General features: G+C 64.9%; 22 protein-coding genes. 8 read left to right on the top strand and 14 right to left on the bottom strand.

The window, feature by feature from the left end; genetic code table 11:
• Nucleotides 1-59: 59 nt before the first annotated feature.
• The 3 genes from JQ507_17340 to JQ507_17350 form a co-directional block, all read right to left on the bottom strand.
• Entirely contained in the window at nt 60-1,352 is a 1,293-nt protein-coding gene (locus JQ507_17340) for an NADH:flavin oxidoreductase/NADH oxidase (protein ID QRI73105.1), read from the bottom strand.
• Nucleotides 1,353-1,965: 613 nt separating this feature from the next.
• The gene (locus JQ507_17345) at nt 1,966-2,982 is read right to left on the bottom strand and encodes an ABC transporter substrate-binding protein (GenBank protein ID QRI73106.1); all 1,017 of its coding nucleotides are present in this window, start codon (nt 2,980-2,982) and stop codon (nt 1,966-1,968) included.
• Between the two features lie 266 nt (nt 2,983-3,248).
• Nucleotides 3,249-4,160, bottom strand: coding sequence for an amino acid ABC transporter substrate-binding protein (locus JQ507_17350; protein ID QRI73107.1), 912 nt, complete (start codon nt 4,158-4,160; stop codon nt 3,249-3,251).
• Between the two features lie 504 nt (nt 4,161-4,664).
• Between JQ507_17350 and JQ507_17355 the strand changes: the two genes are divergently transcribed.
• From JQ507_17355 to JQ507_17375, 5 genes are all read left to right on the top strand, one after another.
• On the top strand, nt 4,665-5,291 hold the full coding sequence (locus tag JQ507_17355) for an HAD family phosphatase (protein QRI73108.1): 627 nt from the start codon (nt 4,665-4,667) through the stop codon (nt 5,289-5,291).
• A 106-nt stretch (nt 5,292-5,397) separates the two neighbouring features.
• Complete coding sequence (locus JQ507_17360) at nt 5,398-6,609, top strand: molybdopterin molybdotransferase MoeA (protein ID QRI73109.1); 1,212 nt, start codon at nt 5,398-5,400, stop codon at nt 6,607-6,609.
• Between the two features lie 244 nt (nt 6,610-6,853).
• Complete coding sequence (gene lexA / locus JQ507_17365) at nt 6,854-7,558, top strand: transcriptional repressor LexA (GenBank protein QRI73110.1); 705 nt, start codon at nt 6,854-6,856, stop codon at nt 7,556-7,558.
• Between the two features lie 264 nt (nt 7,559-7,822).
• Nucleotides 7,823-8,251 carry a hypothetical protein gene (locus JQ507_17370; protein QRI73111.1) on the top strand — a complete coding sequence of 143 codons (429 nt, stop codon included), beginning with the start codon at nt 7,823-7,825 and terminating at the stop codon, nt 8,249-8,251.
• 164 nt (nt 8,252-8,415) lie between these two features.
• Entirely contained in the window at nt 8,416-8,643 is a 228-nt protein-coding gene (locus JQ507_17375; GenBank protein QRI73112.1) for a hypothetical protein, read from the top strand.
• Here JQ507_17375 and JQ507_17380 read toward each other — a convergent pair.
• The 3 genes from JQ507_17380 to JQ507_17390 form a co-directional block, all read right to left on the bottom strand.
• On the bottom strand, nt 8,640-10,925 hold the full coding sequence (locus JQ507_17380; protein QRI73113.1) for a ComEC family competence protein: 2,286 nt from the start codon (nt 10,923-10,925) through the stop codon (nt 8,640-8,642). The two genes, JQ507_17375 and JQ507_17380, sit on opposite strands and share 4 nt — an antisense overlap.
• Before the next feature lie 125 nt (nt 10,926-11,050).
• Nucleotides 11,051-11,434 carry a DUF4440 domain-containing protein gene (locus JQ507_17385; protein QRI73114.1) on the bottom strand — a complete coding sequence of 128 codons (384 nt, stop codon included), beginning with the start codon at nt 11,432-11,434 and terminating at the stop codon, nt 11,051-11,053.
• Nucleotides 11,435-11,469: 35 nt separating this feature from the next.
• A complete protein-coding gene (locus JQ507_17390; protein QRI73115.1) occupies nt 11,470-13,149 on the bottom strand; it encodes a glutamine--tRNA ligase/YqeY domain fusion protein in 1,680 nt (559 codons plus the stop codon).
• 154 nt (nt 13,150-13,303) lie between these two features.
• Here JQ507_17390 and JQ507_17395 point away from each other — a divergent pair, with 154 nt between their 5' ends.
• A complete protein-coding gene (locus JQ507_17395; GenBank protein ID QRI73116.1) occupies nt 13,304-14,725 on the top strand; it encodes a glutamate--tRNA ligase in 1,422 nt (473 codons plus the stop codon).
• 160 nt (nt 14,726-14,885) lie between these two features.
• Nucleotides 14,886-16,187: a citrate (Si)-synthase gene (gene gltA, locus JQ507_17400; protein QRI73117.1), complete on the top strand. Its 1,302-nt coding sequence runs from the start codon at nt 14,886-14,888 to the stop codon at nt 16,185-16,187.
• A gap of 77 nt (nt 16,188-16,264) precedes the next feature.
• Here gltA and lpxB read toward each other — a convergent pair whose 3' ends face one another.
• The 3 genes from lpxB to lpxA are packed head-to-tail and all read right to left on the bottom strand — an operon-like array spanning nt 16,265 to nt 19,114.
• The gene (lpxB, locus tag JQ507_17405; GenBank protein QRI66810.1) at nt 16,265-17,443 is read right to left on the bottom strand and encodes a lipid-A-disaccharide synthase; all 1,179 of its coding nucleotides are present in this window, start codon (nt 17,441-17,443) and stop codon (nt 16,265-16,267) included.
• On the bottom strand, nt 17,443-18,300 hold the full coding sequence (lpxI, locus tag JQ507_17410) for a UDP-2,3-diacylglucosamine diphosphatase LpxI (GenBank protein ID QRI66811.1): 858 nt from the start codon (nt 18,298-18,300) through the stop codon (nt 17,443-17,445). The genes lpxB and lpxI overlap by 1 nt, the downstream gene beginning before the upstream one ends.
• Before the next feature lie 19 nt (nt 18,301-18,319).
• Nucleotides 18,320-19,114, bottom strand: coding sequence for an acyl-ACP--UDP-N-acetylglucosamine O-acyltransferase (lpxA, locus tag JQ507_17415; GenBank protein QRI66812.1), 795 nt, complete (start codon nt 19,112-19,114; stop codon nt 18,320-18,322).
• Nucleotides 19,115-19,252: 138 nt separating this feature from the next.
• Here lpxA and JQ507_17420 point away from each other — a divergent pair, with 138 nt between their 5' ends.
• On the top strand, nt 19,253-19,576 hold the full coding sequence (locus JQ507_17420; protein ID QRI66813.1) for a KTSC domain-containing protein: 324 nt from the start codon (nt 19,253-19,255) through the stop codon (nt 19,574-19,576).
• A 17-nt stretch (nt 19,577-19,593) separates the two neighbouring features.
• On the opposite strand, the gene fabZ is transcribed toward JQ507_17420, so the two are convergent.
• The 5 genes from fabZ to JQ507_17445 all read right to left on the bottom strand — a co-directional run bounded on the left by fabZ (nt 19,594) and on the right by JQ507_17445 (nt 26,287).
• Nucleotides 19,594-20,052 (bottom strand): 3-hydroxyacyl-ACP dehydratase FabZ, encoded by a 459-nt coding sequence (fabZ, locus tag JQ507_17425; protein ID QRI66814.1) that lies wholly within the window; start codon nt 20,050-20,052, stop codon nt 19,594-19,596.
• Nucleotides 20,052-21,113, bottom strand: coding sequence for a UDP-3-O-(3-hydroxymyristoyl)glucosamine N-acyltransferase (gene lpxD / locus JQ507_17430; protein ID QRI66815.1), 1,062 nt, complete (start codon nt 21,111-21,113; stop codon nt 20,052-20,054). Before lpxD ends, fabZ begins: the two co-directional genes overlap by 1 nt.
• Nucleotides 21,114-21,145: 32 nt before the next feature.
• On the bottom strand, nt 21,146-23,686 hold the full coding sequence (bamA, locus tag JQ507_17435; GenBank protein QRI66816.1) for an outer membrane protein assembly factor BamA: 2,541 nt from the start codon (nt 23,684-23,686) through the stop codon (nt 21,146-21,148).
• A 177-nt stretch (nt 23,687-23,863) separates the two neighbouring features.
• Nucleotides 23,864-25,015: an RIP metalloprotease RseP gene (rseP, locus tag JQ507_17440; protein QRI66817.1), complete on the bottom strand. Its 1,152-nt coding sequence runs from the start codon at nt 25,013-25,015 to the stop codon at nt 23,864-23,866.
• A gap of 45 nt (nt 25,016-25,060) precedes the next feature.
• Entirely contained in the window at nt 25,061-26,287 is a 1,227-nt protein-coding gene (locus JQ507_17445) for a 1-deoxy-D-xylulose-5-phosphate reductoisomerase (protein QRI66818.1), read from the bottom strand.
• Between the last annotated feature and the right edge of the window lie 3 nt (nt 26,288-26,290).

A 26,290-nucleotide genomic window follows, 5' to 3' on the forward strand; every position in this document is an offset into this window, starting at 1 on the left:
TCCTGTCACGATGCCCTGGTCAGCGCCAAATCAACAACTTAGTCAGCACCAAATCAGTCTCAAGTCAGCTCCCGGTCGGCCTCCGGCCCAGCCTCCTGCAACCCGGCCTGCCAGGTCGACGGCCGGGTCCCGAATCCGCGCTTGGCCCGCGTGCCCAGCCAATAGCCAAACTGCGCAGGAACATTGCGAAATGGCCCCTCAACCCCGAGTTTCAACGCCGCATCCATCGGCCAATTGGGGTTATTGAGGATTTCCCGGCCGACCGCGATCAAATCTGCTTGTTTATCCCGCAGGATCTGCTCGGCCTGGTCACCATGGATGATCAAGCCGACCGCCATGGTCATGATATCGGCGTGGGCGCGGACATATTCCGCCAGCGGCACCTGATAATTGTATTTGATCTCCTTGCCGAGAATCGGCGCCACCTCGCTGATTCCGCCCGACGAGCAGTCGATCACGTCGACGCCTTTGGCCTTCAGGATGGTCGCCAGCCGCGCGCTCTGCGCCGGACCCCAGCCGGCATTGTCCTCGACCGACAGCCGCACGAACAGCGGCTTGTGATCCGGCCAGTGCGCGCGCACGGCCTCGGTCACCTCGATCAGGAAGCGCATCCGGTTGGCTTCCGAGCCGCCATACTCGTCGCCGCGCTGGTTGGAGCGCTCCGAGAGAAATTCATGCACGAGATAGCCGTGGGCGCCGTGCAACTCGAGCACGTCGAAGCCGGCCTCGTGCGCGCGCCGTGCCGCCTGCCCCCAGGCCGCAACCAGATCCCTCACCTCCTGCGTCCCGAGCGCCCGCGGCACCGGCCAGCGCTCGCTATGGGCGATCGCGCTCGGCGCCACCGGCGTCCAGGCATCCCAATCCTCGATCTCGGCGCTGCGTTCGAGCGGACGATCGCCCTCCCAGGGGCGGCTTGCACGCGCCTTGCGGCCGGAATGGCCGAGCTGGATGCCGGCGACCGCGTTCTGCTGCTTGATGAAGCCGGCGAGACGGCTGAGCGGCGCGATGAACTTGTCGTCCCAGATGCCGAGATCGCCGATCGTTCCGCAGCCGCGGCGCTCGACCTTGGTCGATTCGACGATCACGAGGCCGGCGCCGCCGGCGGCGAACTTGCCGGCATTCATCAGATGCCAATCGGTCGGAAAGCCCTTCTCGGCGGAATACTGGTGCATCGGCGGCACCACGATCCGGTTCTTCAGCGTGACGCCGCGGATGGTCATCGGCGAAAACAGCAGCTTCTCGGACATCGCTTCCTCATGTGGCGTCGTGAGCCGGCGCGCGCCGGACTGAACCTGGCAGGCTCTGTGCTCATCGCCGACGATATACGCACCGCGTGATGACCGATAGCCCATGCGAGGCGCGACAAGCGATGCGGCAGCGGTATCGGCAAATAAGCGCGCGCGTCGGCTGACCCCCTATCGCGCGAGTTTCCGGTTCGCCGACATGTCCGTCGGGCAGTTCGCCCCGCACGCACTCGCCTTCCTCTGATCGCCAACACGCCACACCAGCAGCGCGACCAGGACAATGATGGTGACGGTGAGCTTGGCCAACGTGTCGTGATTCAATGTCAGCTCCGAACAACAATCAGCATGAGAAAAAATTGGTTGCAAAATTGACAACAGAATGCGGTCCGAGCGCCATCTCCGCGACCTGCGCGAGGTTCGACCCGGTCGACGTCATCATGGAACGGCCGCCGCGCGGCCCGCAACCTTTTCGGTCCGAATGCCAGCACGGCGCAGCCGGCCGTGGCCCCCTGGAACTTTTTCAGCTGTGCGCCGTTCGGTGGCAGTTCTTTGATCGTTGCCGCAGAGGCACGCGCCACGTCCTGCGGCTGCGGCGCTCACGCCGAGGCCACAAATATCTGGAGCTTCACGCGATCTGGATTCTTGAGTCGACGGGATGGCACCTCTCCGGGAGCCGCCCGGCACCATCTAGCCCAATTTGGCTACGTTCCAGCGACGACCATTACAGCCGCGCGAGTCGCGCCGCCCCGGCCGCGATGGCATCGTTGAAGCTCGTATCCCAGAACTTTCCGACGTCGGCGCGCGCGTCGAGCACGCCGAGCTTGAGGAAGGTGTCGGCGACCTTCTGGTGGGTGTCCGGCACGTCAGGCGTCACGCCGGCGAGCGAGAAGTCGTCGCTGCGGCGGGCGAACTGGTCGAGAATGTCCTGCAACGGCAGATGCGTCTCGGCCACCTGCGCCGCGGCGTAGACCGGAAAGTTCTTGTTGGCGAACGCATAGGCGCGCTGGATACGCAGCAAGAAATCGGTCAACGCCGCGTGAAGCAGCGGATCGTCGACCGCCCTGGGGTTGGCATAGATCGGGAAATTCCCCGAGAGATAGCCGACGCCGGTCTTGAGCAGGCGCGCGCCCTGCTTCGCGATGGCGAGCTGCCCGTTGTAGCCGTAGATCGCCCAGGCATCGAGCTTGCCGGAGGCGAACGCCGTGTAACCGTCCGACGGCGTCAGATTGATGGCCTCGATATCGCTGAACGCAAGGCCTGCTTCCTCGAGCTGCTTGGCGAGGAAATAATGTGCCGTCGTCGCGCGCACATAGCCGACGCGCTTTCCCTTGAGGTCGGCGATCGAACGGATCGGCGCATCCTTCGCCGCCACCGTGACCTGGATATTGAGATCCTCGTGAGTGACAGCGATGAAACGCACCTTGGCATTCTGGCGCGCGGCGAACATCGCCGGAATCTCGCTGCCCGAACCGACGTCGAGCGCATCGCCGTTCAACGCCTCGATATGGAGCACACCGTTGTTGAGCTCCTTCCATTCGATCTTGTACGGCGTCTTGTCCTCGCCGGCGGCCTGCAGCAGCGGCCGCCAGCCGCCCTTGTAATAGGCGACGCGGAGCGTGACGCCGCCGAGATCGGCGCCCGCACCCGCCCCGGTTTCCGCGCGAACACCACCCGCGAGCAGACTTCCGGCGAGCGCGCCGAGCGCAGAACGTCGCGAGAGAGAAAACGGCCTGGTCACCGGCTTTGCTCCTGATCAGCAGTTACAAGCCCGCAACCTTAGGAGAAAAACCGCCGATGTATATGAGACGCTATTTCATTTTTGGCACCGGACGCGAAAAGCCGTTCCACAGATCGGTGGCTTGGCGCGACGATCCGTATTCCGGTCGCGTCACTGGCCAAGCGTAGAACCAGGCTGCACCGCGTCGCATCGAGCGAAACGAAACCCATCACTCATCCGCGGCAAGAATGATGGGTATCGCTTCGCTCCACCCATCCTACTCCCTGCTACTTCGTAACCTCGTACACATCAGGATCGTAGCTCGAGCTCGGATTCTTGAACGCATTGCGCAGCGCAGGCGACATCGGCACGTTGTAGTTGATCCCCTTCGGCGGGGTCGGCGCTTCCAGCCACTTCCTGTACATCACCTCGATCTCCGGGCTCTTGTAGAGCTCCGCGGTGGCGCGGTCGGCGAGCGCTTTGAACGGCGCGTCCTCCCGGCGCAGCATGACGCCGAACGGCTCCGCCTTCGAGAAGGCCTCCTCGCTGATCATGTAGAGCGCCGGCTCCTTCGATCGCGCGATCGCGACCGCGAGTTGGACGTCGTCGAGCGCATAGGCCTGGGCGCGATCGGTCTCCAGCATCAGGAACGCCTCGGCCTGGTCCTTGGCCGGCAGGACGTTGATGCCGAGCTTGCGGTCAGCATTGACCTTGACGAGCTGCGCCAAGTTGACCGAGCCGGCAACGGCGGTGACCGACTTCCCCTTGAGGTCGTCGATCGTGTTGATGCCGAGGGATTTCTTGGCGGCAAAGCGCGTCGCGCTCAGGAAGTGCGTGTTGGTGAAGGTCACCTGCTTCTGGCGATCCGCACTGTTGGTAGTCGCCGAGCAGTGCAGATCGATCGTGCCGTTGACCATCAGGGGGATGCGGTTCGACGAGGTGACGGGAAGGTAGTCGACCGCGATATCCGGCATGCCGAGGTCCTTCTTCACAGCATCGACGATCCGAAGGCAGATATCGAGCGCAAAGCCGATCGGCCGCGCATTGTCGTCGAGATAGCTGAAGGGAACGGACGCTTCCTGAAAGCCGAGCGTGACCTTCCTGGTCTCCTTGATCTTCAGCAGCGTGCCCGACAGCTCCTCGGCCGCCACGGGGTTCGCGGCGAGCGTGAGAACGAAAAGGATGGTGGGGAAGCGCATCGGCGGCTCCTGTGCGGTGATCAGATGGCCGTGATAGCCCACACACGGGTGCGGCGATAGACGACGACGCTCTAACAGCTATCGCGCTTTGCGAAGGTTCATGGCGACGCCAGGGCATCAAGAAAGGGCCCCAGCGAGGGGGGTCGCCGAGGCCAGAGCAACTCAGTCGCGCCATCCTAGACCGTATAGAAACGCTTTGCTCTGCACCTTCGGATGACCGGAATCGTACGGGGCCAAAGCAGTGAACCCTGTTCCTTTCTCATGCGTATCCGTACGGTCAGGATTTTGTCATCCCTCCTGGGGCTAGAACCAGCGCCGCCCGTCATATTTCAATGCGGGCGGCGTTGCGCGTTGCCGGCCCGGATCAGCAGGTGACGGCGCCGAGACAGACCGGGCAACATAGTCGGTGTCATCCCAAGTGCCGTGCTGTCCAACGTCGCATGCCTGCAGCACAAATCGGGGACATTGCCGCCCGCCCGCAATTCTCGTACACGGTTTCACGCAATGACCTCGCAACTCTCTCCCGATTCCATCGACGTGCTGCTGTTCGATATCGGCCGCGTCGTGCTCGACATCGACTTTGACAAGGTGATGGCGTGCTGGGCGCAGCATGCCGGCTGCGCACCGGCCGAACTCGCCAGCCGCTTCGTCGTCGACGACAGCTTCAGGCATCACGAGATCGGCCGGATCGACGACGCCGCATTCTTCGCAAACCTGCGCCGGACGCTCGGTATCGACATCACCGACGCCCAGTTCCTCGAAGGCTGGAACACGATCTTCACCGGCGAGATGCCGGGCATCGCTCCCCTGCTCGCGGCCGCCGCCAAGCGAATGCCGCTCTATGCCTTCTCCAACACCAATCCGGCTCATGTCGCGCATTTCTCGGTCATCCATGCCGAGCTGCTCAGCCATTTCCGAACGGTCTTCCTGTCGTCGAGCATCGGCTTCCGCAAACCCGACGCCGAGGCCTACGATCATGTGGTAAAAGCCATCGGGGTGCCGGCGTCGCGGATCCTGTTCTTCGACGACCTGGCCGCCAATATCGAGGGTGCGCGGGCGCGCGGCCTCCGTGCCATCCACGTGACATCGACGGATGACGTGGCCGGGGCACTCACCGCACTTGGGATTTGAGGCGCTTGGGATTTGAGGCGCTTGGGATTTGAGGCGCTTGGGATTCGAAGCGCTTGGGATTCGAAGCGCTTGGGATTTGAACCTTGGGAATGAAGGAGTTCCGAGCATGGCCCTGATGCCGGTTGCCGATGCCCTATCTGCCGTCCTCGCCGGCGCCGAGCCGCTGCCGCAGGAGATGGTCGCGCTCGATGCCGCCTATCACCGCACCCTGGCGCGCGACCTCGCCGCGCTGCGCACCCAGCCGCCGCTGCCGATGTCGGCGATGGACGGCTACGCCGTCCGTGCAGCCGATGCGGCCAGTCTCTCGGCCCGGCTCAAGGTGATCGGCGAAGTTGCGGCCGGCCGGCCGTTCGAGCGGACGGTCGGAGCCGGCGAAGCGGTGCGGATCTTTACCGGCGGCGTCATCCCCGACGGCGCCGACGCCGTGATCATCCAGGAGGACACAAGGGTCGACGGCGACCACATCGCGATAACAGAGGCGGCTGCCACCGGACGGCACATCCGTGCCGCGGGCGTCGACTTCCGCGAGGGCGACGTGCTGCTCACCGCCGGCAGCCGGCTGTCGGATCGCGCCCTGTCGCTCGCCGCGGCCATGAACTATCCGGAGCTCGCGGTCCACCGCCGCCCGAAGGTCGCGGTGCTGGCAACCGGCGACGAACTGGTGATGCCGGGCTCGAAGCCCGGTCCGGGCCAGATCGTCTACTCCAACGGCTATGCGCTGCGGGCGCTGGCGCGCGCCGAAGGCGCCGAGACCGTCGACCTCGGGGTTGCCGCCGACACGTTGGAGGCGACCACGGCCGGCATCCGCCGGGCGCGCGAGACTGAAGCCGACATCCTGATTACGACCGGCGGCGCCTCGGTCGGCGACCACGACCTGGTCAAGCAGTCGCTGGAGGCCGAGGGCGTCAGGATGGCGTTCTGGCGGATCGCGATGCGGCCCGGCAAGCCGATGATGCATGGCCGGTTAGGCGCGATGCGGGTGATCGGCCTGCCCGGCAATCCGGTGTCATCCTATGTCTGCGCCTTCCTGTTCCTGGTGCCGTTGATTCGGGCGCTGAGCGGCCGGAAAACGATTCATCATGTCCGCACCACCGCCCTGCTCGGCCGCGACCTCGCCGCCAATGATCAGCGCGAGGACTATCTGCGCGCACGTCTCGAGGAGAACGATGACGGCACGCTGATCGCAACGCCTGTCATGCAGCAGGACTCGTCGCTGCTCGGGAATCTTGCTGCGGCGCGGGCACTTCTCGTGCGTCCGCCGTTTGCGCCTGCTGCCATCAAAGGCAGTGAATGCGAGATCCTGACGCTGCCCGAGTGAGGGCTTTCGCGGCCCGCTCGTTGTGCGTTGCCCGATACGTTCACCTGAAATTAAGTGGTTGCGGAACACATATCGAACATATAGTGTCCGTTCATGATTTGTTTCGAGTACTGGTGTCTACAATCGGGAGGCCGCGAGGGAGTGCTTGCAATGAGCACCGTGCTTCGGAGGTCAGGCCCGGCGTGCAGGCCCCACTGAAGAGTCTCGGAATCGAACGACGCTATCAACCGGGGGAATACTCGAGATGCTCACGCGCAAACAGTACGAACTTCTGCGTTTCATCAATGAACGTCTGAAAGAGGCCGGCGTGCCGCCCTCCTTCGACGAGATGAAGGATGCGCTCGACCTGCGCTCGAAGTCCGGTATCCACCGCCTGATCACTGCGCTGGAGGAGCGCGGCTTCATCCGCCGCTTGCCCAACCGCGCCCGCGCCATCGAAGTCATCAAATTGCCCGAGCTGTCGGCCGGCGGCGGCAATGGCCGCCGCGGCTTCACCCCGAGCGTGATCGAAGGCACCCTCGGCAAGCGCACCAGCACGCCGCCGATCGCCGAGGACGACGGCAACCGGCCGGTCGCCGTGCCCGTGATGGGCCGGATCGCCGCCGGTACGCCGATCGAGGCGCTGCAGACCCGTAGCCACACCATCAGCGTGCCGCCCGACATGCTCGGCGCCGGCGAACACTATGCGCTGGAAGTGCGCGGCGATTCGATGGTCGATGCCGGTATCCTCGACGGCGACATGGCGCTGATCCAGCGCAACGACGTCGCCAACACCGGCGATATCGTGGTGGCGCTGATCGACGAGGAGGAAGCCACCCTGAAGCGCTTCCGCCGCCGCGGAGCGTCGATCGCGCTGGAGCCGGCCAACACGGCCTATGAAGTGCGCATCCTGCCGCCGAACCGGGTCCGCATCCAGGGCAAGCTGATCGGCCTCTACCGCAAGTACTGAATGCAAATACTTGCGGCGGCGAGGAACGAGCGGCACATCGGACCGTTCCTTGAAAGATAGCGTCACGCGCGGCTTCTCGTGCAGGCTGGCTGATGCGCTCCGATACCTCTCACGCAGCGTCGCGTGTTTGTGATCGGCGCGTTCGCGGAGCAGTCGTACAATCGCCCAGAAACGAGCAGACACTCGTTCGCTATCGTCCACTCTGGTAGAGGCCCTATGCCTCATGGAGAGGCACGGGTCGCTACCTCAATGAGGAGCCATCCGATGTGTGACTACAGTCTGCACGCCGTGGCATCGCGCCCCGCCATTGTCGGAGAGACGCTGATCACGACGACTTTCCGCGGCACCTCGACCCGCGGCTTTGCTTCGGAGAACGATCCCACTGTCGCGGTCTGCATGCTGCCGGGCACCGAGCTCGCTTTCGCCGAGAACGTTCGCTACGACAGCCGCTGGATCTGGACCAAGACGATGAACTTCCGCGTCGGCGTGTTCAACGAAGTCGAGCCCGACGTGCCGGATCGCCATCACGACGCGGTCGAATTCCCCGACGGCAGCCACGTGCTGGTGACTCAGCTTGTCGAGGGACAGCGCGTCAGTGTGCTACAATTGCCGGCATTGCATCCGCAGATCGAACAGAAGCCGAAGGTTGTGGAGCGGCGGCCCTCCGCATTCGCGTCGCTGTTTTTGGGTTGAACGCATCGTCGCCGCGGAAGGATCCATTCGGCGGCAGATGACCTAAGCGATTTCGAGCGCCCCCGGACGTCGGGTTCCGGGGCGCGTAGGGCGATTTGTGTCGACGGACGGCATTTGCGTCGGCGGACGGGTTGGCGCATCATCGTGCACGGAGGACGTGCGCGGTGGTCGATAAGGTCACTTGGCAAAAGGCTGGACGCGTCACGGAACCGGGCCGCTACATGTTCCGGTTCGGTTGGCTGACGGTCACGGCTGACGACCTGAAGGTCTGGGAGCAGTTTCCCGAGGCGGTGTTTACCCTCGTCAAGAAGCCCGATGGCGGCCCCGACTCCGACGAGTACCACCTCGGCCTGTTCGAGCTGCCCTCCGGCACGTCGCCCGGTCCGGGCTAATCCTCGCCCTGCACGTCCACCTCGGACGGCGTCGCGTCGACGGCCGGCCGTGGCGCCGCAGCGGGCACGCGCAATATGGGCTCGCTTTCACCGTCGCCGGGAACCGCCGGCGACCACGGCCGGTCGATCCCGCCCGGCCTGACCGCCTCGATGGCGTAGCCGTCCCTGATCCGCCGCAGCATCAGGGCGCCGTGACGCCGCAGCCGCTCGGTGTCGATCACGGAAGCGGAGCAGTCCCGCGGGGCCGGCCGCGTGGCCACGATCAGCGCGGCACGCTCGCAATCGTCGGCCAATGCCTCCGGCCGGGTCGCCAGCGCGACGAAGGCACCGCCGGTCCCTTGCGTCACGCAGCCGCTGGGATCGCAGGAGACGCCCTCGCCGAGCGACGGATCGGTGGCGGCCCTCGCATCGGCATCCGCCGCCAGCCACTCCTTCACGAGGAAAGCGTCCTTGGCGCTGTGCATCAGATGCAGCCGCCCGTCGCCGCCCCGCACCGCGACGTTGCGGCCATCGGCGGAAACCAGCACGTCCGGCTGCGGCACCCGCACCGCCCAGACCGACGCCACCACCAGCAACACCGCGCCGGACCAACGCAGTGGCGTGCGCAGCAGCCCGAGCAGGATCAGACCGGCGCTCGCCGCGATCATCGGCCCGACGCCGAAAGCCGCCATCCGGCCGACGGCGCCTGGGAGCGCCGCGACCCATTGCGTCACCAGGATCATCCAGTCGATGCCGAACCCCATGATCGCCCAGAATACGCCGTCGAAGCCGAACGGCATCGCGAGGAGCCCGAGCAGACCCGCCGGCATCACGACGGCCGACACCACCGGCATCGCCGCAAGGTTCGCGAGCAGACCGTAGGGCGTGACGCGATGGAAGTGGAACGCGGCGTAGGGCGTCGTCGCGAGCCCCGCCACCAGCGAGGCCAGCGTGAGCACCATGAGCTCACGCCCGCCCCACAGCGCAAGGCGCGCGGTGACCGAATGGTCGGGCGATGCCAAGAGGTTCGGCAGCCCGATCTGCACCAGCGCCACCAGCCCCAGCGTCGCGGCAAACGACATCTGGAAGCTCGGATGCACCAGCGCCTCCGGCGCGATCGCGAGCACGATCAGCGCCGCCACCGCCAGCGTTCGGAAGGTGATGGCGCGGCGGTCGACGATCACCGCGATCAGCACCACGGCCGTCATGAAGAACGACCGCTGGGTCGCGACCTCCGCGCCCGACAGCAGCAGATAGAACGCCGCGGCAACGAGCGCGGCCGCCGCCGCCCACTTCTTGATCGGATGTCCCGCCGTCAGCGCCGGAAACAGCGCCAGCAACGCGCGGATCGTGAAGAACACGACGCCGGCGACGACAGCCATGTGGTAGCCGGAGATCGACAGCACATGGCCGAGCCCCGAAATGAACATCGCGTCGTTGACCGGCGTCGTGATCGCATCGCGGCGGCCGGTGAGCAGCGCGGTGGCGATCGCACGCTGATCGCCATCGAGCGTAGTGCGGATGCGGGCATCGATGGCGTCACGCAGGCCCTGCATGATCGCAGCATAGCGCAGCGCGAAGCCACCGGCCGCCGGCGGCTCCGAGGTCTTGATCGCGCCCATCACGAAGCCGGAGGCACCGATACCCTGGAAATACAGGTCGCGGCCGAAATCATAGGAACCCGGGCGCTGGGGCCCGAGCGGCGGCATCAGCCGCGCCTTCAATTCGACGAAACTGCCGACCTCGGGCGCGGTGCCTTTCTTCACCGAAAGCCTGACACGCTCCAACTTCGTGTTGTCGCGCGGGCTCTCCATCGAGACCACGCGCAGCACGAAACGGTCGGTCTTCTCGCGGATGTCGCGCGTCTCGACGAAGCCGGTCAGCGCCACCGAGAACATCGGCCGCGCCAGCACGCCATGGGCGATCCGCGCCGTCTTCCATGTCGCGGTCGCAAAGCCTGCCGCGACCGCAGCCAGCATCACGATGGCGGGGAAGATCCTGTGCCGTCGCAGCAGAACGGCTACCAGGCAGAGCGCAATTGCGACGATCACCGAAACCGACAGCACCGGCTCGTGCTCTGCCGCGAAATAGAACGCAATACCGGTCCCGAACGCCACCGGCACCCACGGCAACAAGCGACCGGCGCCGGTCTCCGCCCGCGCCCATTGCCGCAGCGTCTCGACGAAGGGCCGCCAGCTGCTGGCGGACACCGGCAGATAACCGCCGGCCGGGACAGCGGCGCGCGGCGGCCACGTGCCCGCGTAGCCGCGTTTGCCGCCCGGGGTCGTACCCTGCTCCGCCATTCCGCTTGCGATCCCTGCCGGTCGACAGGCTAGCGGATGCCGCAGTCACCCGACTACGGGAACGAAACCGCAACGCGCAACCGAAGGCTGTGAACCGGCACGGACCGCTGGGCTCTGCTGAGCGCCTAGATCAGCGACGCCTGCGACGAGACATGATGGCAGGCGATCTTCCAGTCGCCGTCCTCGCGCGCGATCACCCAGGTGATCTTGACGGCGAGCGACGGCGCATCGCCGTCGAGGAAAAACGAAGCGATCCCCGCCATGTTTACGAGATCGGCGTTCACGCGCTCCGCCGCCACATCGCTGAACTGAACGCGTGGCGCGCTCCAGCGTGGCAAGCCGTCAAAATAAGCTTTGACGCCGTCGCGGCCGCGATAGAGCGTCGGGTTCGAGCCGAAGAAGAACGCGCTCTTCGAATAAAGCGCGGCAAGCGCCTCCGCATCGAGCTTGCCAAAACCCGCCGACCAGTTCGTGATGACGGCGGAGGCGATCTCGTTGGCTTCACTCATCGATCCCCTCCGTCTGCTGTCCGCGCCGGACCGTCCTAGCTCTTGCCGCCGACTTCCTTGGCGAAGGTGTCGCGCAGGCCGATGGTGCGGTTGAATACGAGCTTGTCCTGCGTCGAATCTGCATCGCGCACGAAATAGCCCTGCCGCTCAAACTGCATCGGATCGGGCGAATTGCCCTCGGCGATCGCCGGCTCGACCCGGGCATCGCTGAGCACTTCCAGCGACTGCGGGTTGAGGTCGGCAGCGAAATCGGCGGCGTTCGGGCTCGGGTTTGCGAACAGCTGATTGTAGATCCGGATCTCGGCCGGCTTCGATTGTGCTGCCGGCAGCCAGTGCATCGTCGCCTTCACCTTGCGGCCGTCGGGCGCGTTGCCGCCCTTGGTCAGGGGATCGTAGGTCGCGCGCAGCTCCATGATCTCGCCGGCGGCGTCCTTGATCACGCCGGTGCACTTGATGAAGTAGGCATAGCGCAGCCGCACCTCGTTGCCGGGCGAGAGGCGGAAGAACTTCTTCGGCGGGTTCTCCATGAAGTCGTCGCGTTCGATATAGAGCTCGCGGCCGAAGGAGACCTTGCGGGTGCCGGCATCCGGATTGTCGGGATGGTTGATCGCCTCGATCTCCTCGACCTGGCCTTCCGGATAGTTCTCGATCACGACCTTGAGCGGCCGCAGCACCGCCATGCGGCGCAGCGCCGTGCGGTTCAGCTCCTCGCGGATGCAAAATTCCAGCATGCCGACATCGACCACGCTGTTGGCCTTGGCGACGCCGATACGCTTGATGAACTCGCGCACCGCGGCCGGCGGCACGCCGCGCCGCTTGAGACCGGCGACGGTCGGCATCCTCGGATCGTCCCAGCCCGAGACGTGGCCGTCACGGACCAGCTGGGTCAGCACGCGCTTGGACAGCAGCGTGTAGGTCAGGTTCAGCCGCGCAAACTCGTACTGGCGCGGCTTCGACGGCACCGGCAGCTTGTCGAGCAGCCACTCATAGAGTGGACGGTGATCCTCGAACTCCAGCGTGCAGATCGAATGGGTGATGCCCTCGATCGCGTCCGACTGGCCATGCGCGTAGTCGTAGCTCGGGTAGATCGACCATTTGTCGCCTGTGCGCGGATGGTGGGCGTGCAGGATGCGGTAGAGCACGGGGTCGCGCAGGTTGATGTTGCCGGCCGCCATGTCGATCTTGGCGCGCAGCACGCGGGTGCCGTTCGGAAACTCGCCGGCCTTCATGCGGCGGAACAGGTCGAGATTCTCCTCCACCGAACGGTCGCGGAACGGCGAGTTCTTGCCGGGCTCGGTCAGCGTGCCGCGGGAGGTGCGGATCTCCTCCTGCGACTGGTCGTCGACATAGGCATAACCCGCCTTGATCAAGCCCTCGGCCCAATCGTACAGACGCTCGAAATAGTCGGACGCATAGAAGAGGTTTTTGCCCCAATCGTAGCCGAGCCAATGGACGTCGGCCTGGATCGAGTCGATGTATTCCTGCTCCTCCTTGGTCGGATTGGTGTCGTCGAAGCGCAAATTGCACTGGCCGCCGAACTCCTGCGCGATGCCGAAATTCAGCGCGATCGACTTGGCGTGGCCGATATGCAGGTAGCCGTTCGGCTCCGGCGGAAAGCGGGTCACGATCCGGTTGTGCTTGTGGGAGGAAAGATCGGCCTGGACGATGTCGCGGATGAAGTCGCGCCCTGCCTCTGCCGTCGTGTCAGTCGTCATCAAAGGGTTCCCTGGAGGAGTCTGGCTGATCTTCTGCCAAATTCGGGCCGCCGGGCCAAGCCCGGTTTGCCCGCCAAAATGCCCGCTCGAGCCTTTAGTTATGTTCGGTTCCTGCTATACACCACCGCCGTTCACACATACGCCCTGCACCATCATGACCAATTCCGTCGTTACCCGCTTCGCCCCCTCACCGACCGGCTTCCTCCACATCGGAGGTGCCCGCACCGCGCTGTTCAACTGGCTCTATGCCAGGAAGCTCGGCGGCAAGATGCTGCTCCGGATCGAGGATACCGACCGCGAACGCTCCACCAAGGAGGCGATCGACGCCATCCTCGACGGCCTGAAATGGCTCGAGCTCGATTGGGACGGCGACGTCATCTACCAGTTCAGCCGCGCCGCCCGCCATCGCGAGGTCGCCGAGGGTCTGCTCGCCGCCGGGCGGGCCTATTACTGCTACGCCACACCACAGGAGCTCACCGCGATGCGCGAGACGGCGCGCGCCGAGGGCCGCACCCGGCTCTATGACGGCATGTGGCGCGACCGCGATCCGGCCACCGCGCCTACGGACGTCAAGCCGACCATCCGCCTGAAGGCGCCGCAGACCGGCGAGACCGTGATCGAGGATCAGGTCCAGGGCCGCGTGGTCTGGCAGAACGAGAATCTCGACGACCTCGTCCTGCTGCGCGGCGACGGCACCCCGACCTACATGCTCGCGGTCGTGGTCGACGACCACGACATGGGCGTTACCCACATCATCCGCGGCGACGACCATTTGATCAACGCGGCGCGCCAGAAGCAGATCTACGACGCGCTGGAGTGGGAGCTGCCGAGCATGTCCCACATTCCGCTGATCCACGGTCCTGACGGCTCGAAACTGTCGAAGCGCCACGGCGCGCTCGGCGTCGATGCCTATCGCGCGCTGGGCTATCTGCCGGCCGCCTTGCGCAACTACCTGGTCCGACTCGGCTGGAGCCATGGCGACCAGGAGATCTTCTCGACCCAGGAGATGATCGACGCGTTCGATCTCCCGGGTATCGGCCGCTCGGCGGCGCGGTTCGATTTCGCCAAGCTGGAGAACCTCAACGGTCACTACATCCGGCAGAGCGACGATCAATCCCTCGTGACCCAGTTCGAGAGTGTGCTGGATTATGTGCCCGAGGGCGCCGCGCTGAAGGCCAAGCTCAACGACACCACCCGCGCGCAATTGCTGCGGGCGATGCCGAGCCTGAAGGAGCGCGCCAAGACGCTGCTCGAGCTGATCGCGGGCGCCTATTTCATTTTCGCCGATCGGCCGCTTGAGCTTGATCCGAAAGCCGTGGCGCTACTGACGCCGGAAACGCGCGCATTGATCGGCCGCCTGCGCACCGCGCTCGAAGCCGTGAACGACTGGACGGCGGAAACCACCGAGGCCGCCATGCGGAATTTCGCCGAACAGAACAATCTGAAACTCGGCGCCGTCGCCCAGCCGCTGCGGGTGGCGCTGACCGGGCGTACGACGTCGCCCGGCATCTTCGACGTGCTGGCCGTGCTGGGACGCCAGGAGTGTCTTGCCCGTCTCGGCGATCAGGCGGCGTAATCCTGCATGGACCCCCTCCAGGGTCCATCTTGCAGCGCACATGGCAATGAGCTACCCATCCCGGGACGCTTTCTCCACAAGCCGTTCCGCCCGGCCATGGGCCGCAATTTAGCGACTGGGCATGGTCGGTTTTCGCAACGAATTCATCGGGGATATCACGATGGACGCAAAATCCAGCAAGACAGCCACACTCACCATCGGCAACAAGAACTACGATTTCCCGATCCTGAGCGGCACGGTTGGGCCCGATGTCATCGACATCGGCAAGCTCTACGGCCAGGCCGGGGTGTTCACTTACGACCCCGGCTTCACCTCGACCGGCAGCTGCCAGTCGAAGATCACCTACATCGATGGCGATGCCGGTGTTCTCGAATACCGCGGCTATCCGATCGAGCAGCTCGCCGAGCACGGCGATTTCCTCGAAACCTGCTACCTGCTGCTCTACGGGGAGCTGCCGACCCCGGCGCAGAAGAAGGACTTCGACCACCGCGTGATCCATCACACGATGGTGCATGAGCAGATGGCCCGCTTCTTCCAGGGCTTCCGCCGCGACGCGCATCCGATGGCAATCATGGTGGCTGCCGTCGGCGCGCTCGCCGCGTTCTATCACGACTCCACCGACATCAACGATCCACGGCAGCGCATGATCGCCTCGATGCGGATGATCGCGAAGGTGCCGACGCTGGCGGCGATGGCCTACAAGTACACGATCGGCCAGCCCTTCATCTATCCGAAGAACTCGCTGTCCTTTGCCGAGAACTTCCTCAACATGTGCTTCGCGGTGCCCTGCGAGGACTACAAGATCAATCCGGTGCTCGCCGACGCACTCGACAAGATCTTCATCCTGCACGCCGACCACGAGCAGAACGCCTCGACCTCGACGGTGCGCATCGCCGGCTCCTCCGGCGCCAACCCGTTCGCCTGCATCGCGGCCGGCATCGCCTGCCTGTGGGGCCCGGCGCATGGCGGCGCCAACGAAGCCGCGCTCAACATGCTCTACGGCATCGGCAAGGTCGAAAACATTCCGGACTTCATCGCCAAGGTGAAGGACAAGAACAGCGAAGTCCGCCTGATGGGCTTCGGCCACCGCGTCTACAAGAACTACGACCCGCGCGCCAAGATCATGCAGAAGATGTGTCACGCGGTGCTGAAAGAGACCGGGCACGGCGACGATCCGATGCTCAAGGTCGCGATGGAGCTCGAGAGGATCGCGCTCAGCGATCCCTACTTCATCGATCGCAAGCTCTATCCGAACGTCGACTTCTATTCGGGCATCACGCTGAAGGCGATGGGCTTCCCGGTCTCGATGTTCACCGTGCTGTTCGCGGTCGCCCGCACCGTCGGCTGGATCAGCCAGTGGAGCGAGATGATCGAGGATCCGCAGCAGAAGATCGGTCGTCCCCGCCAGCTTTACACCGGCGTCGCGCGCCGCGACTATGTGCAGATCGACAAGCGCACGTAAGCTTCGTTCCTGAGCGAAATCGAGACGGCGCCATCATTCCCGATGGCGCCGTTTTCGTTTGCCCCGAGCGACTTCGGTTAGCTCGAACGCAGGCCCAATTCCGCCAGCACGATGTCGGCTGCGCGGACGCTCGGCGGCTGCTCGCCGGTCGACATCTTGCCGTCCATCGTCGCGAACGCGACGAGCTGCCGCAGGCGCTCGGGCGAATCCTTGATCACGTCGACCAGCGCCTCCGCGAGCTTGTCCGGCGTGCAGTTCTCCTGCAGGAACTCGGGGATGATATCGCTGCCGATGACGAGATTGGCGAGGATCACCGACGACACCCGGATCGCGCGGCGCAGGATGAACGCCTCGGCGGCGCCGACGCGATAGGCCGTCACCATCGGAATCCCTGATAGCGCGAGCTCCAGCGTCACCGTGCCGGACTTCGCGAGCGCCGCACGGGCGACGCGGAATGCGGCGCGCTTCTCGATCTCGCCGATCGCGAGCCGCGGCGCCACCGGCCACGAGGCGACCCCTTCGCGCACCATCGCCTCGAGATGCGGCATGGTGGGAAGCACGAGCTCGAACGGGATTTGCCGGTTGAGCTTGCCGAGCGCAGCACCGAACAGCGCCAGATGATGCCTGATCTCGCTGCGCCGGCTTCCGGGCAGGACCAGCAGAACCGGTGGCTGCCCGTCGCGCCGCTTCTGCTCCTCCTCGTTCGGGCGCAGCGAGGCGAGCTGCTCGGTCAGGGGATGACCGACATAACTGCAGGGCGGTCCCTGCAGCTTGCGATACTCCTCCGGTTCGAACGGCAGCAGCGCCAGCACGTGATCGACATAACCGCGCATCGCCCGCGCCCGGCCCGGCCGCCAGGCCCAGACCGACGGCGACACGTAGTCGACGATCGGGATGTCGGGATTGCGCGCGCGGACCCGGCGGGCGACGCGATGGGTGAAGTCGGGGCTGTCGATGATGACGAGCATATCGGGCGCGTCGGCGAGCGCCGCGTCGGCGGTGCGGCTGATCAACCGCAGGATTTTCGGCAGTTGCTTCACGACGGCGGAAAGGCCAACGATCGAGAGTTCTTCGATCGGAAACAGCGGAGCGATACCCTCCGCGGTCATCGCCCGGCCGCCGACACCGGAAAACTGCACGCTATCGCCGAGGCGCTGGCGCAGCACCTTCATCAGCGCGGCGCCGAGACGGTCGCCGGATTCCTCGGTGGCGATGAGGAAGATCTTGCGATCGGTGCTGGGACTACGCGCCTGCATCAGCCCGCCAGTCCGATGACGAACAGCCCCTTGGCGTCGGCGGCCTCGATCAGGGCCTGCGGCTCGGCGGCGAGCGTGTTGCCGGCGATCACGGCGATGCCGGCGATCCCCGCCGTCGCCGCGCCCTCGACCGTCCGCGGGCCGATGGTCGGCAGATCGAAGCGCAGATCCTGCTTGCTCTTCGGCGCCTTCACCAGCACGCCGCGGCCGGCCTTGGCACGGATCCGCCCCTCGGCGCGCAGCCGCGCCACCCGCGCCAGCAGCCCGTCGGTACCCTCGATGTCCTCGACGGCGACCACGTGACCGTCGATCACCACCGCGGCCTGGCCGATGTCGAACGGACCGAGCGCATCGAGCACGCCGCGGCCTCGCGCGATATCGGCGAGCGCGGCGCTGTCGGGTGTCACGCGGGTCACGGCGCCCTCGGGCATCAGGAGATCGGGCGCGACATCCTTGATCCCGACCATGCGGAACCCTTGCTGCTCGAGGATGCGGCCGACGCTCGACAGCAAATGATCGTCGCCGCCGCGAAACGCGCGGACGACATGGCCGAGCAGGCGCAGCGTGCCCCAGTCGATTCTGATCTCCGACAGTGCCGGGCGCACCAGGGTGCCAATGAAGATCAGGTCGCGGCAGCCTTCATCACGAAATAGCCGCGTCGCCCGCCCGAGTTGACCGACCGAGATCCAGCGGTGGCGAAACCGCTGCGCACGTGCCGGATCGCAGGCGCCGCGCAGTGCAAACAGCACCGGCGTGATGCCGCGCGCGGCGAGTTGATCGGCGACCGCGAACGGCATGGCACCGCCGCCGGCGATCACGCCGACCGGCGAGGAAAGCGAGGGAGCCGCTGACGTCATGCTGGCGGCCATCCCCTGCTCAATTGGTGCCGGCGGGAAGACAGAGCGGCCGCAGCTTGCCGCCCTCGATGAAGGTGAGGATTTCCGCGATCGCGGGATCCTCGCTCGCCAGCGGCTGCACCGAAGCCAGCCGCTCGGCGAAGATGCCGGGGCCGTGGAACAGCTTCTGATAGAACGCACGCACGGTTGCGAGCCGCGCCTTGGTGAACTGGCGGCGGCGCATGCCGATGATGTTGAGGCCTTCGAGCACTGCGTACTGGCCGTTGGCGAGCCCGAACGGGATGATGTCGCCGCGCACGCCGCAAACACCGCCGATCATCACCTGCGAGCCGACCCGGGTGAACTGATGCACCGCCGACAGGCCGCCGATATAGACGAAGTCGCCGATCTCGCAATGACCGCCGAGCGTCGCCGACGTTGCGAAGATCACGCCGTTGCCGACCATGCAGTCGTGGCCGACATGGCTGTTGTTCATGAAGAAGCCGCGATCGCCCACGCGGGTGAGCCCGCCGCCCTTGATCGTGCCGACGTTCATCGTCACGCCCTCGCGGATCGTGCAGGCCTCGCCGACTTCGAGACGGGTCGGCTCGCCGCGATAGCTGAGATCCTGCGGCGGCCCGCCGAGCGCGGCAAACGGCGAGATGACGCAGCCGGCGCCGATCCTGGTATGTCCACTGACCGTGACATGCGCGATCAGCTTGCAGTTCTCACCGAGCACGACGTTGGGGCCGATGATGCAGTACGGACCGATCTCGGTGCCGGCCCCGATCACAGCGCCATCCGCAATCCGCGCAGTGGGGTCGATCATGCTCATGAAGTTTCGATCCGGAATTCGTTAATGGCGCCAAAGCGCTACGCTGTCGATTTGGGCGGTCGTTAGCGCGACTTTGACCGCCCTGTCCAGTGACGTATCATGACCGCCTGTTGCAAACGAGAAGGTCGCAACCGAGCCATGGTCCGGGCCGCCGCGCTGATCCTCAGCCTGTTCTCTGCGCCGATCGGCCCGGAGACCGTCGACCTCGGCAACAGCACGACCATCGATCTCTCGCACTTCGACTGCTGCGACATCAATCGCAGCACGATCGTCCAGCGGGTCTGCTACAGCGCCGGCGCGCGGACACTGCTGGTCGCGGTCAGGGGCAGGTATCAGCACTATTGCGGCGTGCCTGCTGAAACCTACGACGCGCTGATGATCGCGCCGTCGATGGGCGTCTTCCTCAACCGCGTCCTGCGCATCGCCGGCGCGGACGGCCGGTATGCTTGCAGGACGTCGTGACGGCGGCGACCTGAAGTTTAGTCCGTCAGCATCGCGCCGACATCAGCCTCGGCGACCACCTGACCGTTGACCTTGGCGTCGCCGTGAAACCACCACATCGTCTTGCGGCGACCGAGCGAGCGCATGTGATACTCGATGGTGTCGCCCGGCAGCACCGGCTTCCTGAATTTGCACTTGTCGATGGTGAGGAAATACACCGCGCGCGGCTTCTCGGTGCCTTCGACCGACTTGATGCCGATCACGCCGGCGGTCTGCGCCATCGCCTCGATCATCATGACGCCGGGGTACACCGGGCGATCCGGGAAATGTCCCTGGAACGGCGGCTCGTTGAAGGTGACATTCTTGATGCCGATGCCGCTGTAGTCGGTGCGGATCTTGATCACGCGGTCGATCAGCAACATCGGAAAGCGATGCGGGAGCGTCTTCAGGATATCGTTGATATCCACCAGCTCGAATTTGACCGGTGCCTCCTCCATCACTCCTGTTCCTTGCCCTTGGCTTCGTTGTCGCGCACCAGGCGCTCCACTGCGATAATTTCCCTGAACCACTGCTTGGTCGGCTTGGCGAAATGCCCGCCCCAGCGGCCGTTGGCCGGGATGTCGTCCTTGACCGCACTCATCGCCGTCACCTGGGCGCCGTCGCCGATCTTGAGGTGGTTGTTGATGCCCACCTTGGCGCCGAGCGCGACATTGTCGCCGATCGTCAGACTGCCGGCGAGCCCGATCTGGGCCGCGAGCAGGCAGTGCCGGCCGATGGTGACATTGTGGCCGATCTGGACCTGATTGTCGATTTTGGTGCCCTCGCCGATCACGGTGTCGCGCAGGGAACCGCGGTCGATGGTCGAGGCGGCGCCGACCTCGACGTTGTTCTGGATCACCACACGGCCGGTCTGCGGCACCTTCACATGGCCCTTCGGCCCAAAGAAGATGAAGCCGTAGCCGTCCTGGCCGATATTGCAGCCGGGATGGATCAAGACGTTGTTGCCGATCAGCGCGAACTGAATGGTGGTCTTGGCGCCGACATTGCAGTCGCGGCCGATCTTGACGTCGGCGCCGATCACCGCGCCGGCGCCGATGATGGTGCCAGAGCCGATCTCGACCCGTGGGCCGATCACGACCAGCGGATCGACGATGACGCCGTCCTCGAGACGCGCGGTGGGATCGATGATCGCCGACGGGGCGATGCCCTCGGTATTGAACCAGGATTGCGGCCGCAGCGCATCCGCGTGCCATTCGCGGGCCAGTTCGACGAACACCTGGAACGGCTTTGCGGCCCGCAGCACCGCTGTGCCCTTCGGTACCTGCGCCTCGAAGCGCGGGCTGACCAGGCAGGCACCGGCCTTGGTCGCGGCAAGCTGATCGGCGTATTTGAGATTGTCGAAAAACGCGAGATGCATCGGACCGGCCTCGTCGAGCGAAGCCAGCCCCCTGATCTGTTGCGCGCCCCTCTCGGGGTCGACCAGTTGCGCCTTCGTCAGCGCGGCAATTTCAGCCAGCGATGACGAAGGAGGACTCTTGAAGAAGATCGGCTGCGCCATTCCATCCGTCGCAGTCCGGCCGAGTGGCGGTGTTAGAAAGTCGTACCGCCACCGAACCGGAATTCTTGCACGCGGTCATACGCACCCTTGGTCAGCGGGATCGCGTAGTCGAAGCGCAGCGGACCAAACGGTGACTGCCAGATCAGACCGACACCGACCGAGGTACGGACCACCTTGCTGTCGTCATAGCTCAGACCAAGGCAGGTGCCCGGAGACGGCGGGTTGTTCGTCGGCTTGATACAGCCGGGCTGGTTGACTTCGCCCGTCGCCGCCCACGAGGTCGGGCCCTTGTAGTCGTACAGCCCGCCGGCGTCGGCATAGACCGCGCCCTTGAGCCCGACTTCCTTCGGCAGGAACCAGAACGGCATCTGCAGTTCCGCCGACACGCCCCAGTACTTGGTGCCGCCGATGGCGTCCATCGTGCCGTACGGGTTGATGTCACGCGGACCGATGCCGTTCGGCGCGAAGCCGCGGACCAGGTTCGGGCCCATCTGGAAATGATCCAGCATGCGCAGATCCTGGCTCCCGAGCTTGTTCAGGATACCGCCCTGGGCGTGGATCACGCCGACGATGTCCGACACCAGCGGGGTGTAGTACTTCGCGTCGATCGCGCTCTTGATGTAGCTGACGTCGCCGCCGACGCCGGCAAAGTCCTGCTTGAAGTCGACGATCAGACCGTCGGTCGGGTTCTTGTTGTTGTCGAGCGTGTTGTAGTTGAGCGTGTAGCCGAGCGCCGAGGTCAGGGTCTTGCCACCCGCCAGCTCCTTGCGGACCGGCAGCGAGGCTTCACCATCGGAGAAGCAGCCCAGCCCATTGGTCGACACCAGGCTGATCCCGTTCAGGTTCGCATAGGCGGGGGTCGGATTGAACGCGGGATTCGGCGTTCCATCCGGCAGCAGCGGCACGTTGTTACAGTTGTTCAACGTCGACGGCAGCGTGATTTCCTGCTGGTAGATCGAGTAGCGCAGCTGCAGCGACAGGTCTTCCCGCAGGCTGAAGCCGAGCCGCGGGCTGAAGCCCAGCGTCTTGGTGCCGTAGGCGATGTAGCTGTTGGACAGCTGCTGGCGCTGGTAGAAATCGAGGCCGAGCGCGACGCGATAGTCGAGCAGATAGGGCTCAACGAACGACAGCGAGTAGCCGCGGGCGTACTGGCCGTAGGTCACCGACGCCTTCGCGAACAGGCCGCGGCCGAGCAGGTTGCGCTCGGAGACGCTGACTTCGGCCAGCGCGCCGTCGGTGGTCGAATAGCCGCCCGACACCGAGAAGTCGCCGGTCGACTTCTCCTCGAGTTCGACGACCAGGATGACGCGATCGCTGGAGGACCCGGGCTCGGTGGTGATCTTCACGGTCTTGAAGAAGTCGAGGTTCTTCAGCCGCCGCTCGGCACGGTCGACCAGCGCACGGTTGTAGGCGTCGCCTTCGGAGATATCGAACTCGCGGCGGATCACGTAGTCGCGCGTGCGGCTGTTTCCGCGGATGTTGATGCGCTCGATATAGGTGCGCGGACCTTCATCGATCGCGAAGGTGATCGACACCGTGTGATTGTCGAAATTGCGATCGCCGCGCGGCCGGACCACCGCGAAGGCGTAGCCGCGGCGGGACGCCTCGATCTGCATTTCCTCGACCGACTTCTCCAGCGCCTCGGCGTTGTAGAGCGAGCCGACATTGACGCGCGAATAGGAGCGCAGCGCGTTCGGATCGAGCGTGTTGATCGACGAGGTGAAGTTGACGGACGCAACGCGGTACTGCTGGCCCTCCTCGATCTTGAAGGTAACCAGGAAGCCCTTCTTGTCGGGATCGTATTCGGTCAGCGCGGCCACGACCTGAACGTCGGCATAGCCGTTCTTGAGGTAGAAACGGCGCAGCAGGTCACGGTCGGCCTCGACCCGGTCGGGGTCGTAGACGTCGTTGCCGCCGAGGAAGCTAAGCAGATTCGATTCGCGGGTCTTGATGACGTCGCGCAGGCGGGACGCCGAATAGGCACTGTTGCCGATGAATTCGATCGACCGCACACCGGTCTTCACGCCTTCATTGACCTCGAAGATCAGGTCGACGCGGTTATTCGGCTGCTCGATGATCTGCGGATTGACCCGCACGTCGTAGCGGCCGGAGCGGCGGTAGATTTCGGCGATGCGTAGGGCATCGGACTGCACCATCGGACGCGAGAAGGTGCCGCGCGGCTTGGACTGGACTTCGGCGGTGAGCTGCTCGTCCTTGACCTTCTTGTTGCCTTCGAAGGCAACGCGACCGATCACCGGGTTCTCGACCACGACCACGACGAGGCGCCCGCCCCGCTGATCGATATGGACGTCCTGGAACAGGCCGGTCTCGATCAGCGCCTTCAGGCCATCGTCGATCTGGGCCTGGCCCAGCCGACCGCCCGGTCCGGGATGGAAATAGGAGCGGATGGTTTCGAGTTCGACGCGACGGTTCCCCTCCACCGTGATCGAATCGACCGTCTGCGCAAGCGCAGGCGCAGAGACAGCAACGGCCGCCAAGGTGGCCACCGCTGGCGCGGCGAACATGACCAAGGCGGCGAACAGCCCCCCCCTCACTCGCATTCCAAACATCATGCGCAACGCGCCCTTATCTTTCGCAATGCCGGACCGTTCCCCAACGACCCGACAGATTCCCAACCTGCCGCTCAGCTTGTAGCCAACTTTGCCAAGAGGGCAAACTTACTACAGCAGAACATTTCCATTTTCATACCAAGACGTTGCCCATCGGCAACGCCACAGAAAAGCCCCGTTTCAGGACCCGGCGATTCTGAGGATGTCGTTGTACGTCGCAAACACCATCAACATCAGAACCAAACCCAGACCGATTCGGAAACCCACCTCCTGCGTCCGCTCCGAAAGCGGCCGCCCACGGAGCGCCTCTGCGCTGTAGAAAAGAAGGTGTCCGCCATCCAGAAGCGGGATCGGAAACAGGTTCAACAGACCGATCGAGACCGACAGGATGGCGCAAAGATTGACCACGAACTGGAACCCGGCGCTCGCGGCCTGGCCCGATAGCTTCGCGATTCCAATAACACCGCTCACTTCGGCCGGATTGCCGGTTCCGACGAAGAGCGACCCCAGGAACTTGAACGTGCTGGCAATAATGTACCAGACCTGCTCGACGCCGATCTTCAGGGCCTCAAAGACGCCGACCGGAGCGCTGGACGCTTCGCCGACCTGAGCCTTGTGCTCGATCCCGAGCACGCCGATCTTGTGAGCGTTGCCGAAGGGATCCTTGACCTCCTTCAGCGCCGGCGCCGCCTTGAGCGAGACGATCGCGCCGTCCCGCTTGACCTTGAAGCCAAGCTCTGAACCAGCGTTCGATGCTACGATCCGCTGCATGTCAGCGAAGCTCTGGATGGCGCTACCGTCGATATCCACGACGACGTCGCCAACCTTGAAGCCGGCATTCGCGGCAACGCTCTCGGCAACCAGACCGTCAACCCGGGCGATCGTGCTGGGCTTGCCGTAGTACAGCGCCATGCTCGCGAAAATCAGGGCGCCGAGAATGAAGTTTGCGATCGGTCCGGCTGCAACGATCGCGGTGCGCTTGCCGACAGATTTGTGGTGGAAGCTGCCTTCACGCTCTTCCGCCGTCATGGCGTTGAGCGTCTCCGTCGACGGCGTCGACGCCTCGCTGTCGTCACCGAAGAACTTGACGTAGCCGCCGAGCGGAATCGCCGAAATCTTCCAGCGCGTGCCGTGCCGGTCGTTGAATCCCGCAAGCTCCGGCCCAAAGCCCAGCGAGAAGGTCAGCACCTTCACGCCGGCCCAGCGTGCGACCAGGAAATGGCCGAGCTCGTGAAAGAAAACGACGATGGTGAGGACGAAGAGGAAGGGAACGATATAGCCGAGGAGCCCATGGCTCAACGCATTGATACTATGAAGAAAATACTCGGGCATCCGACTTCCCCTTGACAAGAGCGATCAAGCTCCGTCCCCAACCCTCTAGGTTGCCTTTAAGGCAATTTGAGGCAATAGGGCGGCAGCTTTATTTCGCGCGATATGGTCAACGGAAATAGCATCATCCGCCGAGTGCAGTGGTGGCTGATTCCCCGACCTGATCCAATCATTCATCGTTGCCTCGACCAGCCGGGCGATCGCGCCGAACTTGATCTTGCCGGCGATGAACGCTGCGACCGCGATCTCGTTCGCGGCATTGTAGACTGTCGTTGCGCCGTGCCCGAGCCGCAGCGCCTCGTAAGCCAGCCGCAGCCCGGGGAAGCGCTGGAAGTCCGGCGCCTCGAAGGTGAGCTGTCCGATCTTGGCCAGATCGAGCTTGGCTGACGGGCCGACCACGCGATCAGGCCAGCCGAGGCAATGCGCGATCGGGATCCGCATGTCGGGCGTGCCGAGTTGAGCCACCACCGAGCGATCCGAGAACTCGACCATGCCGTGAATGATCGATTGCGGGTGCACCAGCACGTCGATCTCGTCGGGCGCCAGGGCGAACAAGTACGACGCCTCGATCACCTCGAGGCCCTTGTTCATCATCGAGGCGGAATCGATCGTGATCTTCTGCCCCATGCTCCAGTTTGGATGCTTCAGGGCCTGCTCCAGCGTCGCCTGCTCGATGTCGGCGGGAGCCCAGGTGCGGAACGGCCCGCCGGACGCGGTGATGATGACCCGCGTCAGCTCCTCGCGATTGCCTGAAGCCAACGCCTGGAACAGCGCGTTGTGCTCGGAATCCGCCGGCAGGATGCAGGCGCCGGCCTTCTTGGCCCGCTCCATGAAGATGTCCCCGGCGCAGACCAGGCACTCCTTGTTGGCGAGCGCGACGGTGGCGCCGCGATCGACCGCGGCAAGCGCCGGCTTCAGTCCGGCCGCACCGCTGACCGCCGCCATCACCCAATCCGCCGGCCGAGCGGCCGCCTCGATGATGGCGCTCTCCCCGGCCCCGCATTCGATCCGGGTTCCAGCCAACGCGTCCTTGAGCTCGGAAAGCTTCGCCGGATCGGCAATCGCAGCGAACCGCGCGCCGAACTCCTTGGCGAGCTTGGCCAGCCCCTCGACGTTGCTGTTCGCGGTCAGCGCCTCGACCCGGTAACGGTCGCGCGCGCCACGCAACAGATCCATCGTGCTGTCGCCAATCGAGCCGGTGGCACCGAGGACGGTCACGGTCCGTGCGGCCGATGCCGCCACGGCCTTGTTGTTACGCAACGGAACTGCGCTCATCTC

Origin of the sequence: Bradyrhizobium sp. PSBB068 (genome assembly GCA_016839165.1) — a bacterium.
Taxonomy (GTDB): domain Bacteria; phylum Pseudomonadota; class Alphaproteobacteria; order Rhizobiales; family Xanthobacteraceae; genus Bradyrhizobium.